We start from the raw sequence: 20,469 nt of genomic DNA, 5'->3' as shown, positions 1-20,469 counted from the left end.
CATGGAACAGGAAGCGTATGGCAGAGAGATGCTGCGCTTGTATTATGGCGGCGAGTGCGACGTGACAGCCATGGATCGGGTGGAACTGATTCTTCCGTGCCCTGAAATCATAAGGGTGCCGGGGGCGCCTGATAATCTTGTAGGCATGATCTATAAAGAGGGCGGACTGATTCCCGTGTTCCGGCCGGGAAACGACCAAAAACCGGGAAATGACCAAAAGCCAGAAAACGACCAGAGCACAGGGAACATCCAGAACCCGGCGCCGGTGGACGCTCCGGCGTGTGTCGTACTGATAAGAAAAGAAGACGGAAGCTTAAAGGGAATGGCGGCTGATGAGGTTGTCGGAGGGGGCGCGATTGATACGGTTTACGAATGAGGAGTTCACACAGTTGATTACCTATATGTCCGGTCAGTACGGAATTGATCTGTCAAAGAAGAAAATTCTGGCGGAATGCAGAATGAACGGGGAGCTGGAAAAACGCGGAAACATCTCCATGGGAGAGTACATGAGACAGATGGAGATGGACATGACTAAACAGCTGGAGAGCATCCTGTTAAACCGCCTGACCACGAACTATACGTATTTTATGAGGGAGCCGAAGCATTTCGATTTCCTGCGGGAAAAGATACTTCCCAACATTAAGCCGGAATGGGGGCGCATATCGTTTCAGATCTGGTGCGCTGGCTGCTCCAGCGGCGAAGAGTGCTACACGCTGGCCATGCTTTTGCAGGACTATAAGGACCAGGGCGGGTGGCTCCCATCCTTCTCCATTGTGGGAACGGATATTTCGGAGCAGGCTCTGGCCGTGGCTCAGAAGGGGAGATACCCGGTCCGGGAGCTGGAGAATATTCCGGCATTGTGGCAGAAGAAATATTTGTCTATTGACGAGGCGGGAACTTCATTCGATATCGGACACGCCATAAGAGAGAAAGTCCGGTTTCAGCGGATGAATCTCTTGAAACCCAGCGTGGGCCTGGGACAGTATGATCTGGTGCTGTGCCGCAATGTCATGATTTATTTTAATGAGGAGTCAAGAAAGAAATTGATTGAGAAGCTGTACCGGGCTTTAAAACCCGGCGGCTATCTGTTTGTGGGGCATACGGAACTGCTGCCCAGAAACCATGAACTGTTTGAGTACGTGTGTCCGGCTGTCTACAGGAAGTAGAGGCCGCCGCGCCTGATAACGGAGGGGGAAAGTCAGTGGAGGGTCAGACGGAAAATAAAAGCAGGTATTTAGCGGTGATCGGGGCTTCGGCAGGTGGTCCGAAAGCCGTGCTTACGGTGCTTAAGGAGCTGCCTGAGACCACCTGCGGGATTCTGGTGATCCAGCATTTAAGCCACGGCTTTTCCGGGAAATTTGCGGAGTATTTAAATCCCCAGTGCCGGATGCGCGTGAAAGAGGCGCAGTCAGGTGAGCCGGTCTGCGACGGCACGGTCTACATTGCACCGGACGGTTATCAGATGGCGCTGGGAAAACTGGAAGACGGCTTCATGATTCGCTGTGTTCCGGGGAAACGGTACGGAGGATTCTGCCCTTCCATCAGTTACACCATGAACTCCGTTGCGGAGACGGTGAAGGAGAAAGCCATGGGGATTATTCTCACAGGTATGGGGGAGGACGGCGCCAAAGGGCTGCTGGCCATGCGTCAGGCGGGAGCCCGTACTGTTGCACAGGATAAAGAGACGAGCGAGATTTACTCCATGCCGGAATCAGCCTTTCGAAACGGCGGAGCGGAAAGACAGATGGGACTTGGCCTGATCAGCGGAGAGATAACCAGGTTCTGCATGAATATGAATAATAAAACCGGGAGGTAGGGCATGGAAAAGCCATTGATAATGATAGCAGATGATGCGATGTTTATGAGAAGAGTGATTAAGCGTGCGCTGACCCAGGGCGGGTATGACAACTTTGTGGAAGCGGGCGACGGCGTGGAAGCGGTGGAGAAATATAAGGAGGCGCAGCCGGATCTAATGCTTCTGGACATTACGATGCCCGGAAGATCAGGACTGGAAGTACTGAATGATATTCTGGCATTTAAAAGGAATGCAAAGGTCATCATGTGTTCGGCAGTGGGACAGGAGCAGGTTATCGCAGAGGCGATCCGCTGCGGCGCCTCCGACTTCATTATCAAGCCATTTAAGGACGAGGAGATCTTGAAAATCGTAAAAGCGTGTTTGTAGGAGGGAGAAATGAAGGACGAAAGGGAGCTGCCGGGCGGACCGGCGGCAGAAACATTGCTGGAAATGGGTAATATTGGAACCGGAAGCAGCATGGCTTCTTTATCCCATATCATCGGAGAAAAGGTGTGTTACGCCCCTCCTGTCATGAAGACGGTTGATTATGACGGGCTGGCGGAATGGATCGGCTATGCAGAAGAAAACGTGGCGGCTGTTCTGATCCCATTTACCGGCGATATTAACGGCATGCTTCTTCAGATATACAAAGAAGAGATGACGGATGTAATTCTCAGGAAACTGCTGAACGCGGAGCAGGTGTCCGGGGAGATGGATGGACAGATGCTGGATCTGCTCAAGGAGACGGCCAATATTATGGCTTCTTCCTATCTGACCGGGCTCTCGGCCTGTGTCGGACTGAGGATCACGCTGTCTGATTCGGCTGTCTCCATGGATATGACAGGAGCCATTATCACGGCGCTGATCGGGACTGCGGCTGGGACATTTCCAGGCGGAATCTGCATTGGCAATAACTTTTCTACCGCAGAGGCGGAACAGAAAAGCTGTATGCTCATGGTTCTCCGTGAAGACTCCATCTCAGAGATTATGAAAGCGGTGGAGGTGAGCGGATGAGCCAGATCGTGATAAAACCAGATCAGATGGCGGTAGCGAAAGGGGAAACGGTTCTCATCACCATGGCGCTGGGATCGAGTCTAGCCGTCTGTATGTATGATGAAGAGGGAGGTATCGGAGGATTGGTACACACTCTGCTTCCGGATATACGGAGGGAAGGCAATGGGAAAAATGGTCTGCGGTATGTGGACACGGCGGCCCGGGCGCTGTTTGAGGCCATGAAGGAAGCCGGAGCGGTACCGGAACGGATTCGGGTAAAGCTGGTCGGAGGGGCAAAGATTTTCTGCTTTGCCGGACAGGCGGGGCAGCCGGATATTGGCAGGGAGAATGTCAGCTGTGCGAGAAAGACGCTGCAGGAACTGGACCTGGCGATTGTCTCGGAGGACACAGGTGAAAATTATGGACGGAGCGTTCGCTTTATGGCCGGCAGCGGAAGGCTTGAGATTGAAACGGTAAACCGTTCCATATACTGGATCTAGAATGACAGACGGAAGGAAAGAACTGATGAGGAAAATGAAGAATATGAAAATAGGAAAGAAGCTCATGGTTTCTTATGGTATCATTATCATTTTTTATATCATAACCGTGATCGTCTCTCTGTTTGGAGTATACAATGTATCAAAATCACTGGATGTCTTTTACAATAAGGCGTTCACTGCGTCTTATACGGCGGGAAACCTAAGGGCATCCGTGCAGCGAATTGGCCGTACGGTCCTGAGTATTGCCACAGAGGGGGTGAATGTGGACCGGCAGGTACAGCTGGATGAGATCGATGAGATCCTCGGCGATATGGATACGAATTTAACCATGCTGAAAGAACAGATGCCGGATAACGATCTGGTGAACCAGCTGCGGGAAGCTTTAAAAGATCAGAAACAGCCCAGGGAAGCCGTTATTGAGGCATTGAAAAACGGTAACGACGAGGAAGCGATTTCTTTATACGGCAGTGACTACGAGCCAAAAGCGGAGAAGACGAGGGAATGCCTGGAAGAGATTACCGCTTATTCCAAAGTTAATGCGGAGAAATACCTTGACAGAGGGCATGAGGTAAGGAAGCAAATGACAGCGGTAATCCTGGTGTTATCGATCCTCATTCTGATGATAACCGTGGCCCTGTGTCTATATATTACTAAGGAAATTACAGAACCCGTCAGCGAGGTCCGGGAGGCTGCAAAGAATTTGGCGGAAGGGAAGTTACAAGTTCGGCTGAAATACCAGTCAGAGGATGAATTGGGAGAATTGGCGGACAGCTTCCGCGAGACCATAAGTGCCTTAAACGATTATGTGTCCGCAGTGGAAGCGGGGCTTTTGGCGGTTGGAAACGGAAAACTGAACTACCATCCGGAAACTGCGTTTAAAGGCGATTTCGTCGCACTGGGTGATGCGATGGAGCAGATAACAGGACTTTTAAACCGTGCGATCATGCAGATTGCCTGTACGGCAGATCAGGTAGCCGGAGGCTCCGAGCAGGTTGCAAACGGCGCCCAGATCCTTTCCCAGGGAGCCACGGAGCAGGCAGGCTCCATGGAGGAACTGGCGGCCAATATCAACGAGATATCGGACAGCGTTAAGAGCAACGCCAATGATGCCGTGATGACCAGCAAAAAGGTGGACGAGGTAAGCAGACTGGTCACCAGAAGCAGTGACGAGATGAAGGCCATGGTTCAGGCGATCCTTGAAATCCGGGAGAATTCCAGCGCAATCGGAGGCATCGTAAAGGAGATTGAGGATATCGCGTTCCAGACGAACATTCTGGCGCTGAACGCTTCGGTAGAGGCGGCAAGAGCCGGAGAAGCGGGACGGGGATTTTCTGTAGTAGCGTCCGAGGTGCGTCACCTTGCGGCGAAGACGAGGGAAGCCTCCGGGATGATGGCCCGGCTGGCGGCACAAACTACGGAAAAAGTGGACGGCGGCACCGAGGCTGCGGATAAGACGGCCAGAGCGCTGGACCTGGTGGTGAAGGGTACGGAAGTGATCGGTACCATGGTGGATCGAATCTCCGGGGCCTCTGTGCGCCAGGCCGATTCCATTATCCAGATCAGGCAGAGCATGGAAATGGTGTCTGAGATTGTACAGGGAAATTCCGCTACGGCGGAGGAGAGCGCTGCTTCCAGCGAAGAACTGTCGGCGCAGGCACAGGTATTGAAAAAATTAGTGGAGGAATTTGAGCTGTCATGAGTGAGAAGAAAGTGCTGATTGTAGATGATGCCGTGTTTATGCGTTCCATGCAGAAACGTATTATAGCCGGATCCGGGGATTACGAGGTATATGAGGCGGCCGACGGAGAAGAGGCGGTTGCGCTGTACAAAAAAATAAGGCCGGGACTGGTGCTTCTGGATATTTCCATGCCTGGCATTAACGGAATTGAAGCATTAAAACAGATGAAAGAGACCGACGAGAACGCCTTCGTGATTATGTGTTCCGCAATCGGCCAGGATTCCATGATGAAGGAAGCCGTAGACTGCGGAGCCAGGGACTTTATTGTCAAGCCGTTTAAGGCGGAGCAGATCGTCCAGGCCCTTAACCGGGCGTTTCCATCGTCTGCGGAGGTATGAGATGAATAAGTATTCGGATATCAATGAGAGTGCAAGAGATGTTTTAATGGAAATCGGTAATATCGGAACGGGAAACGCGGTCACTGCGCTCTCCAGCATGATTAATCACAGGATCGAGATCGATCATCCTAATGTGAAAATTATGGAATTCGAGGAAGTACCCGCCATGCTGGGCGGTCCGGAGGAAATCAAGCTGGGAGTGCTCCTGGAGCTCTCAGGCGATTTGAACGGCATGTTTATGTTCCTGATCAGCACGAAGTTCGCCCAGGCCATGCTTGGCAAGCTGCTGGGAACAGAGATCGAGGATGTCAGGAACCTGGATGATATGAGTCTTTCCGCGGTCTGTGAGATTGGCAATATCATGTGCTGTTCCTATATTAACGCGATGACAGTGATGATGGATTTAAGGGTTCACGTTTCCGTTCCGGATATCTGTATTGATATGACCGGAGCCATATTAAGCGTTCCGATGATTCACTTTGCGAGACTGAGTGATGAACTGCTTCTGATCGAGGATAAATACCATTTTGACGATCAGGAAGTGGTCAGCCATATTCTGTTCCTTCCGGAGATTCACTCTCTGGAGCGGATTTTCAAGGCTTTGGGTGAGGAATATGAAGGATAATCCTGTAGTGGTGGGAATTGCGCAGGGAAAAGTAGTTTCCCGGCCGGAAAAACTCATTACTTATGCGCTTGGTTCCTGTGTGGGAGTCTGCTTATACGATGAGAAACACCGTATTGCGGGAATGGCACATATTATGCTTCCGGATGCAGGACTGAGCCTTTCTCAGGAAAATCCCTACAAATTCGCGGATAAGGGCTGTGAGGAGCTCATAAAAGAGATGGAGCGCCAGGGGGCGAACCGCCGCTTTATCACGGCAAAGCTGGCGGGAGGCGCGGGGATGTTCTCCAAATACGAAGCCTTCGGAAGCATAGGAGAACGCAATGTAAAGGCAGTAAAAGCTGTTTTAGGGGCGCTGAAGGTGAGTGTGACGGCGGAGGATACCGGTAAGAACTACGGCAGGACGATCACATTTGATTCGGCGGATGGAAGCCTGACAGTCAAGTCAATGAGTGCAGGCATTACGATTATATAGGGTAGAACATGGCGGTTGGAAGGAGAAAAAGCATGACAGGCAGACAGAAGATACTGGCGGTCGATGACAGCCTGCTGATATGCCAGCAGATAGAAAAGGTTTTAAAAAATGAGGAATATACGGTTTATAAATCCCATTCAGCGAAGGAGACTCTGGAGTTACTGGAGGAAGTGGATCCTGATCTGATTCTCCTGGATGTCATTTTGCCTGATATGGAGGGGTATGAACTGTTTGAAAAGATAAAAGAAAAAGATAAAAATCACGCTCCAGTAATCTTTATCACCTCCAAAGACAGCGAGCAGGATGTGATCCGGGGATTTGAACTGGGCGCCTGTGACTATATTAAAAAACCGTTCCGGCCGGAAGAACTGAAATCCAGGGTGAAGGCGCATCTTGAGGACAAGCGGGAAAGAGACGAGCTGAAGATCTTAAATGAGACGCTGAAGGCCAATATGCAGATATTAAACCGCGTGGCCTACCGGGACGAGCTGACCGGTCTTTACAACCGGCGGTTTGTGGTGGAGAAGCTGGCCCAGGATTTGATGGAACCGAATCGCCAGGATGCGCTGGTCATGATCGACGTGGACGATTTCAAACACGTAAACGACTGCTACGGGCACGACGCGGGAGACATGGTTCTCGTCTGTATTGCCAATATTATGGAAAGCGTCTGCCGCCGCCATAAGGTGGTTCGTTGGGGCGGAGAGGAATTCCTGATTATTCTGATGGCAGTCACAAAACAGGAGTGTTATGAAGTCTGCGAAGAGATCAGAAAAGAGATTCAGGCGTTTCCTTTTCTTCAGGGCAATACCACGTTTTACTGCACTGTGACGCTGGGGATCAGCCTTTACGATAAGGAACAGAGCTTTAAGATGAACATGACGCACGCGGATATGGCGCTTTACCGCGGAAAGAAAACGGGAAAAAACCGTACTGTCTGGTATGGTTATGAGGAAGAGTCGGGAGTGTGATGGGTATGGGCTTTTTTGATGAGGACACGGGCGAGATGCTGGAGATTTACTTACTGGAGACCAACCAGCTTCTGGACCAGTCGGATGCCATTCTGCTCTCGGCGGAGCAGGAGATGGTATTCTCCAAAGAGAGTATCAACGGCATCTTTCGTGTGATGCACACCATAAAGAGTTCTTCCGCCATGATGGGGCTGACCGGATTGTCCACTCTGACCCACCGCCTGGAAGACTTGTTTGTGGTGTTTCGGGAAGACCCTTCCAGGCTTTCCGGTTATGAACAGGAGACATTTGATTTAATCTTCGAAGCCACTGATTTCATCCGGGAAGAACTGAAACGAATGAAATTCGAAAGCTTCGAGCCGGAACCGGTGGACCGGTTCTGGGATAAAATAGAGGTTCTCGTACAGAAGGTAAAAGAAAAAAAGAAGATTACCGTCCGTCTGAAATTTGAAAAAGACTGCCGGATGGAGAATGTCCGGGCCTACATGGCGGTACGCCAGATTCGGGATTTATGTGCGGATTTAAAGACATATCCCGAAAATGTGGAGACGGATTCCTCTACAACGGAATATATTCATGATAATGGTTTTTATATCAGATTTACGTCGGAAGACCCGGGAACTGTCTTACAGACGCTTAAGAGCGCGCTGTTTGTGGAGTCCTGTACGGAGCTGGCGGAGATGCCGAAGCTGTCCGGGACGGCGGAGGGACAGGCGGTAGAAGGTCAGACGGCAAAAGAACCGGAGACCGAAGCCGAGACTTCTGTGCAGAACGGCACTGATTTCATCAATGTCCGGGTGGAAAAGCTGGATGAGCTTCAGAATCTGACGGGAGAACTGATTATCGCGGCGTCTTCCTGGCTGGAAGCCTCGAAAGGGAGCGTGGAGGACGGCAGGAACCATCAGGTGGGCCGTTTTTTAAAGGAGCTGGAGGAACTGGTCATATCGATTCGGATGGTGCCGTTTTCCAATGTGGTGCCCCAGTTAGGCAGGATCGTCCGCGACATCTGCAAGAAGGAAAAGAAAGAGGTGTCCTTCCACGTCCAGGGGCAGAACGTGGAGGTGGATAAGAAGATCGCGGATGGCATTCTGGATCCTCTCCTCCATCTGATCCGCAACGCCATTGACCATGGAATCGAGCAGCCGGAAGAGCGGGAGAAGGCGGGAAAGCCGCGGGCGGGCTCGGTGACACTGCTGTTTGCCAATGTTGGCGGTGAGATCGTGGTCAGTGTCAGCGACGACGGATGCGGCATCGATTTGGAACAGGTCCGTAAAAAGGGTAGAGAAAAGAATCTGTTCGTGAGGCCGGAATCGGAGTATTCCGAGCCGGAGATCTTAGAGTTCTGCCTTCTGCCCGGCTTTTCGACGCGGGAGGCGGCTAACGAGTACTCGGGAAGAGGCGTGGGACTCGATGTGGTTCGTCAGATGGTGGAGGCGTTCGGCGGGCACCTTCATTTGGAGAGCACCAGGGGGGAAGGCAGCAATTTCATCATGCATCTGCCTCTGACGCTTACGATCATTGAGAGCATCCGTTTTCAGACCGGGGACCGGTTCTTCGCGGTTCCGGCACACCAGGTGGTTCAGTTTGTCACTTACCAGCCGCAGGGGCCGGGAATGGTGATGCAGGAAGGAAGAGAGTTCTGGATCAGGGAGGGGCGGTATATTCCCGTCATTTCCCTGCGGAAGTTCTACCATATTCCGGGAACACCCAGGAGCGGTTCGGAAATCATGGCGTATGTCAAGGGCAGTACGAGAGAGCTCTGTATCGTGGCGGACCGGGTGGCAGATCAGGGCAGTCTTGTGGAGAAATCGCTTCCGGCCATTTTAGGAAAGCATTTTAAGAAGTATACGGGAATCTCCGGGTGCAGCCTGCTGGGGGACGGAACCATCTGCCTCCAGCTGGATATCGAAGACCTGGCGCGGAATACGGGAGGTGGAAAGACCCATGAATGACTTGGATCAGGCGAAAGAGAAGGAAGGCAGAGAGGAACTGGAGTTTCTGTGTGTCCGCATGACGGATGCAGTCTACGGATTTGAACTTCCCCATATCCGGGAAATCATATGGGACAGCCGGATTACTCCGGTACCCTGTGTGCCGGACTACTTTGAAGGGCTGTGCAACTGGAAAGGGACGATTATTACCGCCGCTTCTTTAAGTCGGATGACAGGAACAAAAGAGAGCGGGTACGGAGACCAGCCGGTAGTCATAATCACGGAGACGGGGGCCCTGCAGTGCGGCTTCCTGGTGAGGGAGGAACCGGAGATCTTGAGGGTACCGGCAGACACGCGGCTGACCGGAGACACGCCGGACCGGATCGGTGAGATCCTGAAGATCAAAGCGGCATACGCCTGGGAGAATGAAGTGATCTATGTGATTGATGCAGAGGAGACTCTGAAATGCATGGTGGTATTTGACTGATACGGCGATGTATGAAAAAAGAGATATGGGAAAAGAGAAAACATGCGAAAAGAAAAATAAGGTGTGAAAAGATAAATAAGACTGTGAAAAGAACAGATCCCGGTTCCGACGGTGAAGAGCGGAAACGGGATCTGTTTGTTATGTGTGGGCATTCGGTTTTACTTTGCCGCTTCCTGTGAGAATTCGGTTGTTACCAGCTTTTCGTAAGGAACGCGCTCATTCAGTTCGCCTGCTTCCTCCAGGATGTTTTCCAGAAGTTCGAAACTGTCTTTTTCGAAGACGGTATCGCCTTTCCAGGTATCCTGATCTTTATAGCGGCCAACGATGGTGGCGATGGTATCCTCATCGGTTTCTTTAAACTGAGGCTGGATCACTTTGGCGATTTCTTCGGCGGAATGGGTGTTTACGTATTCCAGGCCTTTCTGAATCGCATTGGTGAATTTCTGGATTGTGTCAGGATTCTTCTCTAAATAGCTCTTCTTGACGCTGTAAGCAGTATAGGGAACGTATCCGGAATCGACGCCGAGGGAGGCGATGACGTGGCCGCTGCCTTCTTTTTCCAGACCGGTAGCAAATGGTTCAAACTCAACCGTATAATCGGCGTCGTTGCTGGTGAAGGCGGCGGCGGTTAAACCGAAGTTGATGCTCTGGTCGATGGTCAGATCTGCGGCGGGATCGATCCCGTTCTTCTTCAAAATGTATTCAAATACCATTTCCGGCATGCCGCCGGCTCTTCCGCCCAACACCTTCTTGCCCTTCAAATCGGCCCAGGCGAAGTTATCCTGGGCTTCCCGGCCGACCAGAAAGTTACCGGCCCGCTGGGTCAGCTGGGCGAAGTTTACGGCGTAATCGTCAGAACCCTGCTGATAGACGTAGATGCTGGCCTCGGAGCCCATAAAGCCGATATCGGCGTCTCCGGAGATCAGAGCGGTCATAACCTTGTCGGCGCCGGCTCCGTTGACCAGCGTCAGGTCGAGCCCTTCATCCTCAAAATACCCCAGTTCAATGGCGGCATACTGGGGAGCATAGAAGATAGAATGAGCGACTTCATTCAGAACCACTGGCTTAAGCTGTTTCCTTGTGGTCGTTTTACAGCCGGTCACGCAGACGGCAAGCATGGATACGGCGAGAACGATGCTCACGATTTTTTTCATAGAATTCTCCTTTTTTGTTGTTTCTCATAGTGACATTGTATGAAATGTGACAGGCTGCAGTTCCCGGATTATGAGTCGAATTTCTAAATTTTGCATTTTACCCCGAAGTATGATATACTTTTCACGGAGAATTTTACGAAAGCAGGAGAAGGAATTATGGCATATCGAATGATCGTGCTGGATCTGGATGGCACACTGACAAACCGGGATAAAGTGATCACACCGAGGACGAAGGAAGCGCTGATGAAGCTGAAAAGCCAGGGAGGAACTATCGTGCTGGCCTCCGGACGGCCGACCTACGGGGTGATGCCGCTGGCGAAGGAGCTGGGGCTCACAGAGGATGGCGGTTATATCCTGTCCTTCAACGGAGGGCGGATTATCGAATGCAAGACGGGGGAGACCGTGTTTGCAAAGGAGCTTCCTGTAACATCGAATAAAAAGATCATTGCGCTGGCCAGAGAGCACGGCGTGAACATCCTTACATACGAAGGGGACTGCATCATTACGCCGGACCCCGGAGATATCTATGTAAAAAAGGAGTCCGACATCAATAAACTGGAGGTCCGGCGGGTGGAAAACTTCGACCAGTACGTGGATTTCCCGGTGGTAAAGTTTCTGCTTCTCGACGATGGGGATTACCTGGCTCTCGTGGAACCAAAGGTGAAGGCCGCGCTGGGGCGTGATTACAGTGTGTACCGTTCGGAACCCCACTTTCTGGAGGTTTTGCCCAAGGGAATCGATAAGGCGGCGTCTTTAGAGCGGCTGCTTACGCGTCTTAACATGACGAAGGACGAGATGATCGCCTGCGGTGACGGATACAACGATTTGTCCATGATTCAGTATGCCGGTCTGGGCGTGGCCATGGAGAACGCGGTCCTGCCCGTGAAAAATGCGGCGGATTACGTGACGCTTTCCAATAACGACGACGGCGTTGCTCATGTCATCGAAAAATTTATGCTGTCATAAGTGTCCGGGGGTGGACTTTATGACTTTAATATGTTAAAATACTCCATAGATGAAGTAACAGCAAAAATAAAGGGGACTGATTGAAACCATGAATAAAAAAATTAAGACAGATGCGGTTGACCATCTGTTTCAGGCAATACTGACACTGAAGACACCGGAAGAGTGCTATACGTTCTTTGAGGATGTGTGTACAGTCAACGAACTGCTCAGCTTATCTCAGCGGTATGAGGTAGCCAAGATGCTTCGCGAGGGCCGCACGTATCTGGAGATTGCGGAAAAGACCGGGGCTTCCACAGCCACGATCAGCCGTGTGAACCGTTCCCTGAATTATGGAAACGACGGATATGATATGGTATTTAAGCGTCTGGAGGATACAGAGGCGAAGTAGACGCGGCAGCCCGGAGAGGCCGCAGCTTCAGACAAAATGGAGAGATAAATGCAACGCTCCCTTTCATGGGAACAGATTCCGCAGGGAACTGTTCCCATGAAAGGGAGCGTTTTATCTTCACTTACTTACTTTTTCTTTTTGGACGGGTTCGCTTCCCGAAGCTCGTCGATCATCTGTTCCACCATCTGCTTCTTTAAATAGACGTCAAAGGATAATTCGCAGATTAAAGCGAAGAGCCGTAAGTATTCCCTGTCTTCCTCAGCCAGGTTCTCATCCGTAAATGTACCGCCCGCGCGTTCATACTTTGCTTTCACGTCTTCCCGCAAATGTTCCATCTCCTCCGATTCCAGGGAGAAGATCTCTTTGTAGATGTCCTCCAGTAAAAGGCCGTCCTTCAATGCGAAATGACCTGTGGTGATCGGCCGGAACAATTCTTCGATGTCGTTGATGGAAAGAATATTCTTAAAATAATAGATAAAAATCAGAAGCAGGATATGCTCTCTGGAGTACTTCTTTTTGTTGGGCGCAGGCAGCAGGTTGTTCTTGGCATAGTTGTTGATCATGGTTTTCGTCAGCACCTTATCCTCGGGGTAGCGCTTCGTGTTCTTCAGATGTTCATCCATAAATGTAGTAACCTGGTCCATGTAAAGATCAATGCCCGGAATCTCTTCAGGCCTGATATAACTTAAGGTATCCAGACGTTTTAGGATATCCTGTATTCTTTCGTCATTCGTCTTCATAGTTTCACCTCATATCCTATTATATAGTATTCAATACTAGATGACAAGAGGTAAATAAACGAAAAGAAAAACAGGTAAACTAAATATTTTTAAGATAACCTAAAAAACTTTCTTGACTTTTGCGGAATGTGTGATAATCTAGATATATAACGTGAAGAACGAAAGGAGATACATAGAATGAAAAAAGTATTGGCTACAGAAAAAGCACCGGCAGCGATCGGACCATATTCCCAGGCAGTGAGAGGCGGAGATTACGTATACGTATCCGGCCAGCTTCCGATCGATCCGGCAACAGGAGCATTTGCAGGCGAGGATATTGCCTCCCAGACGAAGCAGTCCTTAACCAATATCAAGGCGATCTTAGAGAGCGAAGGCTTATCTATGGCAAATGTGGTAAAGACAACTGTTTTATTACAGAACATCGGCGACTTCGGCGCTATGAACGAAGTTTACGCAACCTTTTTCGAGGGTGCATGCCCGGCCAGAGCTGCATTTGAAGTAGCTGCTCTTCCAAAGGCAGCGCTTGTTGAGATCGAAGCGATCGCATACTGCGGATAGTCAAAAAATCCGCTGCAGGCAGCGGGGCATGCAATCGCCAAATGGACGCGCCAGCGTGTCCGCTTGGCTCGTTGCCCGCGGGAATAAATTGACAGATGATAACAGGGGTGTCCCGGATTGTGGTTCCGGAATACCCCTGTTTTTCATTTTACAGGAACGTTTGTCCTGGCACGCTCTGGCGCGCTGTCCGTGTTTCCGTGAAAGAACCGGAGTAAAAATGTAGAAATCCGTCTGTATTTGCGAAAGAAAGAGGTTGCATAATGGCCGAGTTATATTATAATAAATAAGAAAGCCGGAATTGGCGTGCGTGAAAAGGCGCGCAGTAAGGCAGCATAAGGATTAAGATTACATAAAGAACGAAAGCCGGGGCGTAAGATGAGTTTGGAAAAAACTGCGGAAGAATATCTGGCCGATATCCCCATGTGGGCCAGAAAAAAGAATTCCCTGGAAGATATCAGGGCTTTTCTGGAGCGGATGGACAACCCCGACGAGAAGAGAAAGATCATTCATGTGGCCGGGACCAATGGAAAGGGTTCGGTCTGTGCATATATAACCTCCATGCTGATGGCAGGGGGATACCACACGGGAGCATTTATCTCGCCTCATCTGACGGAGGTGCGGGAGAGATTTTTATTCGACGGTAAGCCGGTCGAATATGGGCCATTTGAGAGCAGCTTTCGTGAAATCAGGGATTTATCGGAATGCATGACGGAAGAGGGATACTGCCATCCATCCTATTTTGAATTCCTGTTTTACATGGGTATGAAGCTGTTTGACCAGATGGACAATGATTTCACGGTTCTGGAGACGGGACTCGGCGGAAGGCTGGACACGACGAATGTGATCCGTCATCCGCTGGCAGTGGCCATCACTTCCATAAGTCTGGATCATACGGAATATTTAGGCGATACCGTGGAAAAGATCGCTTATCAGAAGGCCGGTATCATAAAGCCGGGCGTTCCCGTCATATATGAGAGAGGCGACCAGGGGACAGCCGCTGTGATCGAGGAAGAGGCCGCTGCCAGCCACAGCCCGCTATATCCTGTGGACAGGCAGGACTATGTGATAGAGGCATGGGAAGAGCAGGGAATCCGGGCGGGACTTAAGCGGCTTGACGGCAGCTTTCTCCGCGTGCTGATTCCATCCCAGGCGGAATATCAGGTGATGAACGCTCTGACTGCGCTTAGGACGGTGGAAGTACTGATGCGGCAGAGGGAAGACATACGCTTATCAGAAGAGGAGCTTAAGGCCGGACTGGAGTCCATGAGATGGCCGGCGCGCATGGAAGAGGCGGCGCCCGGGCTGTACCTGGATGGAGCGCACAATCCGGGCGGAATCGAAGAATTTATCAAGACAGCCTCGCGCCTCTGTGAGAAGAGCGGGAAGCGGGCCTGTCTTCTGTTTTCCTCTGTATCGGACAAGGCCCACGATACCATGATCCGTGAGATTGCGGCGTGTCTGCCGCTGGATTCGGTTGCTGTAGCCCATATCCATTCGGACCGGGGAATGGCGAAGGAAGTGCTGGAGGCGGAGTTTTCAGCCGTTTCCGATTGCAGAATATATGGTTTTGATACGGCAGAAGAGGCACTGAAGGTACTGCTCACATGGCAGGATGGGGAACATCTGCTGTTCTGCGTGGGATCCCTGTATCTGATGGGAGAGATAAAGACAATTCTTGGAGGTATAAAGGATGATTGATTTTGAAACCGAGATAAACGATTACAGACCGAGTCTGGAAGTAGATGCCATAGAGGATGCGATCGTGAGAAGCGATCTGACGGATATGAATGATTTGATGATGGAACTGATCAAGGAAGTCGGCAAGGAATAGGCAGGTAAGATATGGATTATGTAAGAAAAACCCGTGTCATTGCCAACAGCTATTATAACATGGGATTAGAGCGGGCGCGGCTGCGGGATTTGTCCGGTGCGGCCGAATGTTTAAAGAAGAGCCTTCATTTTAATAAGTACCAGACGGATGCCAGGAACCTTCTGGGCCTCATTTACTATGAGGTCGGGGAGGTCGGGGATGCGCTGGTTCAGTGGGTCATCAGCATGAACCTGCAGCCGCAGGAGAACCGGGCGGACTACTATCTGGGTGAGATCCAGAGAAAAAAGGGGAGTCTCGACACGGAGCGCCACATGATCCGGCGGTTTAACCAGGCCCTCGTCTACGCCCAGAACGGCAGCGAGGACTTGGCGATCCTTCAGCTCGTCAAGGTGGTGGAGGCGAAGCCGAACTATGTGAAGGCCCAGCTGCTTCTGGCCATTCTCTGTATTGCGAGAGAGGATTACCAGAAGGCGGGAAAATCAGTCTACAAGGTATTGCAGATAGACAGGAATCATCCGAAGGCGCTCTGGTATAAGTCGATCGTCAAGGCAAATACAGGCAGCCGCACCGAGCGTGAGCCTGAAAAGAGGAAGCTGAAAAATGTCCTGTCCCATCGGCAGATGGAGGATGACGATGTCATCATTCCGCCCAGCTACAGAGAGAATACGAAGGATATGGCGGTCGTCAATATCCTCGCGGGCCTGCTTCTGGGGGCGGCCGTCGTCTTTTTCCTGGTTATGCCGGCGAATACGAGGGCGATCAATGAAAAACATAACCAGGAGATGCTTAAGTACAGCGAGAGCTTAAGCCAGGCGAATCAGAAGGCGGACAGCTTAAGTGATCAGATCGCCGGCCTGGAGGCAGATAAGAAAACGGCGGAAGATTCCCTGTCCACATTTACCAATGACTCGGACAGCGTGCTGGCTCAATACCAGAACGTGATCGGAATTCTGCAGGCGTATAAGAAGGATGATTTCACCGCGGCGGTAAAGCTTTACGCCGATTTGAAGACGGAACTCATCGCGTCACCGGATGTGCTGGCCATCGTCGGAGAGATTAAGACCGACATGGAGGAACGGGGATATCAGGTGCTGGAAAGCCTTGGAGACGAGGCTTCGGGCGCGGGAGACAGCCAGACGGCTCTGGATTACTATTTAAAGAGCCTGGCTGTAAAGCCGGATTACTGGGCTGCCAAGTATAAGGCGGCCGTCATTTACAAGGGAATGAATCAGAAGGAACAGGCGAATGAGATGTTTACGGACATCATAAATAACAGCAAAGATGAAACATTGACTGCGCAGGCCAGGACGGAACGGGGATTCTAGTACTGCCTTGCGTAAAAAGGAAGACACGACAGAAGAGAAAGAGAGCTCTTTTGCCGTGTCTTTTTTTGTGCAGCAGGAAAGTGCTCCTGTTACACAAAAAGCTCTGTGATAGAACAAAGAGTCCGGCAAGCGGGATTCTTTTTGGAAAGGAGAACTATGAACAAGCCACTATTTACCTATGAGGCGGACGGCCATGTGCTGATTGTCCACCTGCCGGAGGAGCTGGATCACCACAACTGCACCGGCTTAAAATATGAAACCGATCTGATCCTTTCGGAAAATTATATTAACCGCATTGTGTTTGATTTCTCGGGAACCGGATTTATGGATTCTTCAGGGATTGGAGTGTTGTTAAACCGATACAAGCAGATGGCCCGGAGCGGAGGAAAGGTGACGATCTACGGAGCGGGAGCCCAGGTGCTCAGAATACTGAAAATGGGCGGCATTTTAAAATTAATGAAATTATATGACTCAAAGGAAGATGCAGTCACAGGTTGAGGAGGAAGACATGTTAGAAGAAAACAGACCAGAAGTTTTGAGAATGGAAATTGAGAGCCTGTCCCGGAACGAAGAGTTTGCAAGGGTTGTGGTGTCCGTATTTATGGCTCGGATGAATCCGACGCTGGAGGAGTTGGACGACGTAAAGACCGCGGTGTCGGAAGCTGTGACGAATGCGGTGATACATGGTTATCAGGGAAACGGAGGGATCATCTATCTCGAGGTGGAGATACTGAAACAGGAGCTGACTGTGACTGTGAGGGATACGGGAATCGGGATTCCCAATATTGTGCAGGCGATGGAACCGATGTTTACCACCGATCCAGAGGGAGAACGATCCGGCATGGGATTCTCCTTTATGGAAGCGTTTATGGACGAGGTGCGTGTGGAGTCAGAACCGGACAAGGGTACCGTTGTGACCATGAAAAAGAAGATTAACGGGTGAGTCCTATGGATGAGACCATGAGATTAATAGAAATGGCTCACGAAGGAGATAAAGAAGCACGCGACCGTCTCGTCACCGAGAATATGGGACTGATCTGGAGCATTGTGCGAAGATTTACAGGACGGGGATATGATCCGGAGGATTTATTTCAGATAGGAAGCATCGGCCTTATGAAAGCCATCGACAAGTTCGACATGTCTTTCGAGGTTAAATTCTCCACCTATGCGGTCCCCATGATAACAGGAGAGATCAAGCGCTTTTTAAGAGATGACGGCATGATTAAGGTCAGCCGCTCCATCAAGGAGATGGGCACCCGTGTAAAATGTGTCAGAGAGGCTTTAAACTTTACCCTTGGACGGGAACCGACCATCGAGGAAATTGCCGGAGAGATCGGGGCCAGCAAGGAGGAAGTGGCGGCGTCCATCGAGGCCGGAGCGGAGGTGGAATCGCTCTACCGGACGGTCAATAAAAATGATGAAAACAGCATTCTGCTCATCGACAAGATCGAGGAGGAAAACTCTGCCCAGGAGGAACTGCTAAACCGTATGGTGCTGCGGGAGCTGCTGACTGAGCTCTCCGATAAGGACCGGGAAATCATTGTCAGAAGGTATTATTATAATGAAACCCAGAGCCAGATTGCAACGCGTCTCGGTATCTCTCAGGTCCAGGTTTCCCGTCTTGAAAAAAAGATTTTAAAGCAGATGCGCGAAAAAATATAGAATATAAATACTTCATACGGCTCATACTACTCATGAAAAGTGAAAGAAAAGGATGTGAGCACGTATGGAATCCATGAAACATAAGCTGGGAATTGCACTCCTTGTCGTATGCCTGATCGCTGTGGCCGCCATTGTATGGTACTTAATCGCCGCGGTGCCGGACGGCGGCGAAATGGATGGAACGCTGGTAGAACTCATCCGGAAAGCGGGGCAGATGAGAATATGAGCAAGACTGTCTATCTAAACATCAGCGAGATTACTGAGGTCCATCATAAGGAGATTCAGTTAAAGGATGTGGCGACGGTCTACAGCGATGATTCCGCCGTAACGAACAAGTGCAGCGCCCTGCGCATTAAAACGATTCATTTGGACAGAGATAAACGTTACGTGGAGAGCACGCTGGATGTGATTAAGAAGATCACGGAGATGGATCCGACGATTACTGTCAACAATGTGGGTAAGGTGGATTTTATCATCGATTACCACCGGCCGAAGTCCCCGAACTGGGCCTGGGAATGGATTAAGACCATATTTGTCTGTATTATCTGTTTCTGCGGCGCGTCCTTTGCCATCATGACCTTTAACAACGATGTCAGTGTGACGGATGTCTTCAGCGAGATTTACCGGATCATTATGGGAAAGGAATCCACCGGATTCACGATCCTGGAGGTGAGCTATTCCGTAGGACTGGCGCTGGGAATTGTAGGATTCTTCAACCATTTTGCAAAGTTCAAAATCAATACGGATCCGACGCCGCTGGAGGTGGAAATGCGCCTTTACGAGGACAATGTCAGCAAGACCCTGATTCAGAATGACGGCAGAAAGGAGCAGGACATTGATGTTTCTTAAGCAGTTATTTCTCGTATTTCTGGGGCTTAGCGCCGGCGGCGTCATAGCAGCCGGCGTTTTTGCATTTCTGGCAATCATCGGCGTTTTTCCGCGGCTGATTGGAAAGACCCATACAAATAAACACATTTTTCTGTATGAGACGGTCATTATCATAGGCGGTGTACTGGGAAACGTATCCGATATCTATGAGATCCCGATCCACATGGGCGGGAATGTGTTCCTGGGGATCTACGGGCTGGCAGTCGGAATCTTTGTCGGCTGTCTCGTCATGTCTCTGGCGGAGACTTTAAAGGCCCTGCCGGTTATCAGCAGGAGAATTCATCTGGCCGTGGGACTTCAGTACGTGATCCTGGCCATCGGTCTTGGCAAGCTCATTGGTTCACTCGTATATTTCACGGGTAATTTCGGACAGTAGAAAACAGGAATCGGAGGTAAAATATGGAGATTAACAAACAGGCATACGATGCCTATGTAAAAGAGGTCACGCCGGTCCACAACAAATGGCTGAGTATCGTGAAGGCTTTCCTTGTGGGAGGCGCTATCTGCACCATTGGACAATTGGTGAGCACCTGGTTCATGAACAGCGGGATGGACAAGGATACCGCGGCCTCCTGGACGCTCCTGGTCTTAATCGCGGGAAGCGTTATTTTAACGGGGCTTAACATTTACCCGAAGATCGTGAAATTCGGCGGCGCAGGCGCCCTCGTCCCGATCACGGGCTTTGCCAACTCGGTGGTGGCACCTGCCGTGGAATTCAAGGCGGAAGGCCAGGTATTCGGTATCGGATGCAAGATATTTACCATTGCAGGACCTGTTATTTTATACGGAATCTTAAGCAGCTGGGTCCTCGGCATCCTTTATTGGATCGGCCGGTGGGTGGGCATTTTTTAGTCTTGTAAGCGAAAACGGCTTCTTTATCAGCAGTCTCTGTCCCGGCGGTCCCGCCGGGGCATTTTCTTTTGGAGCGAGTGAAGTGAGACAGCCGGCCTTTTATGACTGGTTTATGGTGAATGATTTGCGGCGGATGAATAGAAAAAAAGGAAAATGGAGAAAGTAGCAGGGAAGAGAGAAACAGCGTACTGCCGCGCTGAGGAAATATGGCCGTATAAGCGGCCGCGCTCCGGTGCAGGAATCCGGCAAGCAGTA

The 20,469-nt window shown here is 50.6% G+C and carries 28 protein-coding genes; 26 read left to right on the top strand and 2 right to left on the bottom strand.

What is annotated here, in order from left to right:
- Window position 1 precedes the first annotated feature (1 nt).
- Genes DFR60_RS22180 through DFR60_RS22120 form a run of 13 tightly spaced genes read left to right on the top strand, consistent with a single transcriptional unit; the run spans window position 2 to window position 9,850 of the window.
- Window positions 2-376 (top strand): CheW domain-containing protein, encoded by a 375-nt coding sequence (locus DFR60_RS22180; protein ID WP_110324837.1) that lies wholly within the window; start codon window positions 2-4, stop codon window positions 374-376.
- A complete protein-coding gene (locus tag DFR60_RS22175; protein ID WP_243005145.1) occupies window positions 357-1,166 on the top strand; it encodes a CheR family methyltransferase in 810 nt (269 codons plus the stop codon). The genes DFR60_RS22180 and DFR60_RS22175 overlap by 20 nt, the downstream gene beginning before the upstream one ends.
- A gap of 35 nt (window positions 1,167-1,201) precedes the next feature.
- Entirely contained in the window at window positions 1,202-1,816 is a 615-nt protein-coding gene (locus tag DFR60_RS22170) for a CheB methylesterase domain-containing protein (RefSeq protein WP_167437685.1), read from the top strand.
- 3 nt (window positions 1,817-1,819) lie between these two features.
- Window positions 1,820-2,182 (top strand): response regulator, encoded by a 363-nt coding sequence (locus tag DFR60_RS22165; protein WP_110324834.1) that lies wholly within the window; start codon window positions 1,820-1,822, stop codon window positions 2,180-2,182.
- 9 nt (window positions 2,183-2,191) lie between these two features.
- Window positions 2,192-2,809 carry a chemotaxis protein CheC gene (locus DFR60_RS22160; RefSeq protein ID WP_110324833.1) on the top strand — a complete coding sequence of 206 codons (618 nt, stop codon included), beginning with the start codon at window positions 2,192-2,194 and terminating at the stop codon, window positions 2,807-2,809.
- On the top strand, window positions 2,806-3,288 hold the full coding sequence (locus DFR60_RS22155) for a chemotaxis protein CheD (protein WP_110324832.1): 483 nt from the start codon (window positions 2,806-2,808) through the stop codon (window positions 3,286-3,288). Before DFR60_RS22160 ends, DFR60_RS22155 begins: the two co-directional genes overlap by 4 nt.
- Window positions 3,289-3,331: 43 nt before the next feature.
- Window positions 3,332-4,987: a methyl-accepting chemotaxis protein gene (locus DFR60_RS22150; RefSeq protein ID WP_207659564.1), complete on the top strand. Its 1,656-nt coding sequence runs from the start codon at window positions 3,332-3,334 to the stop codon at window positions 4,985-4,987.
- Window positions 4,984-5,364, top strand: coding sequence for a response regulator (locus DFR60_RS22145; RefSeq protein ID WP_002600341.1), 381 nt, complete (start codon window positions 4,984-4,986; stop codon window positions 5,362-5,364). Before DFR60_RS22150 ends, DFR60_RS22145 begins: the two co-directional genes overlap by 4 nt.
- 1 nt (window position 5,365) lies before the next feature.
- Window positions 5,366-5,989: a chemotaxis protein CheC gene (locus tag DFR60_RS22140; RefSeq protein WP_110324830.1), complete on the top strand. Its 624-nt coding sequence runs from the start codon at window positions 5,366-5,368 to the stop codon at window positions 5,987-5,989.
- The gene (locus tag DFR60_RS22135) at window positions 5,979-6,461 is read left to right on the top strand and encodes a chemotaxis protein CheD (protein WP_167437683.1); all 483 of its coding nucleotides are present in this window, start codon (window positions 5,979-5,981) and stop codon (window positions 6,459-6,461) included. Before DFR60_RS22140 ends, DFR60_RS22135 begins: the two co-directional genes overlap by 11 nt.
- Before the next feature lie 32 nt (window positions 6,462-6,493).
- Window positions 6,494-7,432, top strand: coding sequence for a GGDEF domain-containing response regulator (locus DFR60_RS22130; protein ID WP_110324829.1), 939 nt, complete (start codon window positions 6,494-6,496; stop codon window positions 7,430-7,432).
- 5 nt (window positions 7,433-7,437) lie between these two features.
- Window positions 7,438-9,384 (top strand): chemotaxis protein CheA, encoded by a 1,947-nt coding sequence (locus tag DFR60_RS22125; RefSeq protein ID WP_110324873.1) that lies wholly within the window; start codon window positions 7,438-7,440, stop codon window positions 9,382-9,384.
- Window positions 9,377-9,850: a chemotaxis protein CheW gene (locus DFR60_RS22120; RefSeq protein ID WP_110324828.1), complete on the top strand. Its 474-nt coding sequence runs from the start codon at window positions 9,377-9,379 to the stop codon at window positions 9,848-9,850. The genes DFR60_RS22125 and DFR60_RS22120 overlap by 8 nt, the downstream gene beginning before the upstream one ends.
- A gap of 158 nt (window positions 9,851-10,008) precedes the next feature.
- On the opposite strand, the gene DFR60_RS22115 is transcribed toward DFR60_RS22120, so the two are convergent.
- Complete coding sequence (locus DFR60_RS22115) at window positions 10,009-11,004, bottom strand: ABC transporter substrate-binding protein (RefSeq protein WP_110324827.1); 996 nt, start codon at window positions 11,002-11,004, stop codon at window positions 10,009-10,011.
- A 156-nt stretch (window positions 11,005-11,160) separates the two neighbouring features.
- Between DFR60_RS22115 and DFR60_RS22110 the strand changes: the two genes are divergently transcribed.
- Complete coding sequence (locus DFR60_RS22110; protein WP_110324826.1) at window positions 11,161-11,970, top strand: Cof-type HAD-IIB family hydrolase; 810 nt, start codon at window positions 11,161-11,163, stop codon at window positions 11,968-11,970.
- An 88-nt stretch (window positions 11,971-12,058) separates the two neighbouring features.
- Complete coding sequence (locus DFR60_RS22105) at window positions 12,059-12,358, top strand: YerC/YecD family TrpR-related protein (protein WP_110324825.1); 300 nt, start codon at window positions 12,059-12,061, stop codon at window positions 12,356-12,358.
- A gap of 125 nt (window positions 12,359-12,483) precedes the next feature.
- Here the strand turns inward: DFR60_RS22105 and DFR60_RS22100 are convergent, their stop codons facing one another.
- Window positions 12,484-13,098 (bottom strand): DUF1836 domain-containing protein, encoded by a 615-nt coding sequence (locus tag DFR60_RS22100; protein WP_110324824.1) that lies wholly within the window; start codon window positions 13,096-13,098, stop codon window positions 12,484-12,486.
- Between the two features lie 177 nt (window positions 13,099-13,275).
- Between DFR60_RS22100 and DFR60_RS22095 the strand changes: the two genes are divergently transcribed.
- From DFR60_RS22095 to DFR60_RS22055, 11 genes are all read left to right on the top strand, one after another.
- Entirely contained in the window at window positions 13,276-13,656 is a 381-nt protein-coding gene (locus tag DFR60_RS22095; RefSeq protein WP_110324823.1) for a RidA family protein, read from the top strand.
- Window positions 13,657-14,031: 375 nt separating this feature from the next.
- A complete protein-coding gene (locus tag DFR60_RS22090) occupies window positions 14,032-15,354 on the top strand; it encodes a bifunctional folylpolyglutamate synthase/dihydrofolate synthase (RefSeq protein ID WP_110324822.1) in 1,323 nt (440 codons plus the stop codon).
- Window positions 15,347-15,487 carry a hypothetical protein gene (locus DFR60_RS30510; protein WP_002600329.1) on the top strand — a complete coding sequence of 47 codons (141 nt, stop codon included), beginning with the start codon at window positions 15,347-15,349 and terminating at the stop codon, window positions 15,485-15,487. The genes DFR60_RS22090 and DFR60_RS30510 overlap by 8 nt, the downstream gene beginning before the upstream one ends.
- Before the next feature lie 11 nt (window positions 15,488-15,498).
- Complete coding sequence (locus tag DFR60_RS22085) at window positions 15,499-16,812, top strand: tetratricopeptide repeat protein (RefSeq protein ID WP_110324821.1); 1,314 nt, start codon at window positions 15,499-15,501, stop codon at window positions 16,810-16,812.
- Window positions 16,813-16,968: 156 nt separating this feature from the next.
- The gene (locus DFR60_RS22080; RefSeq protein WP_002600327.1) at window positions 16,969-17,310 is read left to right on the top strand and encodes an STAS domain-containing protein; all 342 of its coding nucleotides are present in this window, start codon (window positions 16,969-16,971) and stop codon (window positions 17,308-17,310) included.
- A 10-nt stretch (window positions 17,311-17,320) separates the two neighbouring features.
- A complete protein-coding gene (gene spoIIAB, locus DFR60_RS22075) occupies window positions 17,321-17,755 on the top strand; it encodes an anti-sigma F factor (RefSeq protein WP_002600326.1) in 435 nt (144 codons plus the stop codon).
- Between the two features lie 5 nt (window positions 17,756-17,760).
- Window positions 17,761-18,474 carry an RNA polymerase sporulation sigma factor SigF gene (gene sigF, locus DFR60_RS22070; protein WP_025530535.1) on the top strand — a complete coding sequence of 238 codons (714 nt, stop codon included), beginning with the start codon at window positions 17,761-17,763 and terminating at the stop codon, window positions 18,472-18,474.
- A 64-nt stretch (window positions 18,475-18,538) separates the two neighbouring features.
- A complete protein-coding gene (locus tag DFR60_RS30505; RefSeq protein ID WP_002600324.1) occupies window positions 18,539-18,700 on the top strand; it encodes a hypothetical protein in 162 nt (53 codons plus the stop codon).
- Entirely contained in the window at window positions 18,697-19,323 is a 627-nt protein-coding gene (locus DFR60_RS22065; RefSeq protein WP_110324820.1) for a stage V sporulation protein AA, read from the top strand. Before DFR60_RS30505 ends, DFR60_RS22065 begins: the two co-directional genes overlap by 4 nt.
- A complete protein-coding gene (locus DFR60_RS22060) occupies window positions 19,313-19,738 on the top strand; it encodes a stage V sporulation protein AB (protein WP_002600322.1) in 426 nt (141 codons plus the stop codon). Before DFR60_RS22065 ends, DFR60_RS22060 begins: the two co-directional genes overlap by 11 nt.
- 23 nt (window positions 19,739-19,761) lie before the next feature.
- A complete protein-coding gene (locus tag DFR60_RS22055; RefSeq protein WP_002600321.1) occupies window positions 19,762-20,214 on the top strand; it encodes a SpoVA/SpoVAEb family sporulation membrane protein in 453 nt (150 codons plus the stop codon).
- Window positions 20,215-20,469 lie beyond the last annotated feature (255 nt).

Origin of the sequence: Hungatella effluvii (assembly GCF_003201875.1) — a bacterium.
GTDB classification, from domain to species: domain Bacteria; phylum Bacillota; class Clostridia; order Lachnospirales; family Lachnospiraceae; genus Hungatella; species Hungatella effluvii.
This window is presented reverse-complemented; position numbering and strand designations above follow the sequence as displayed.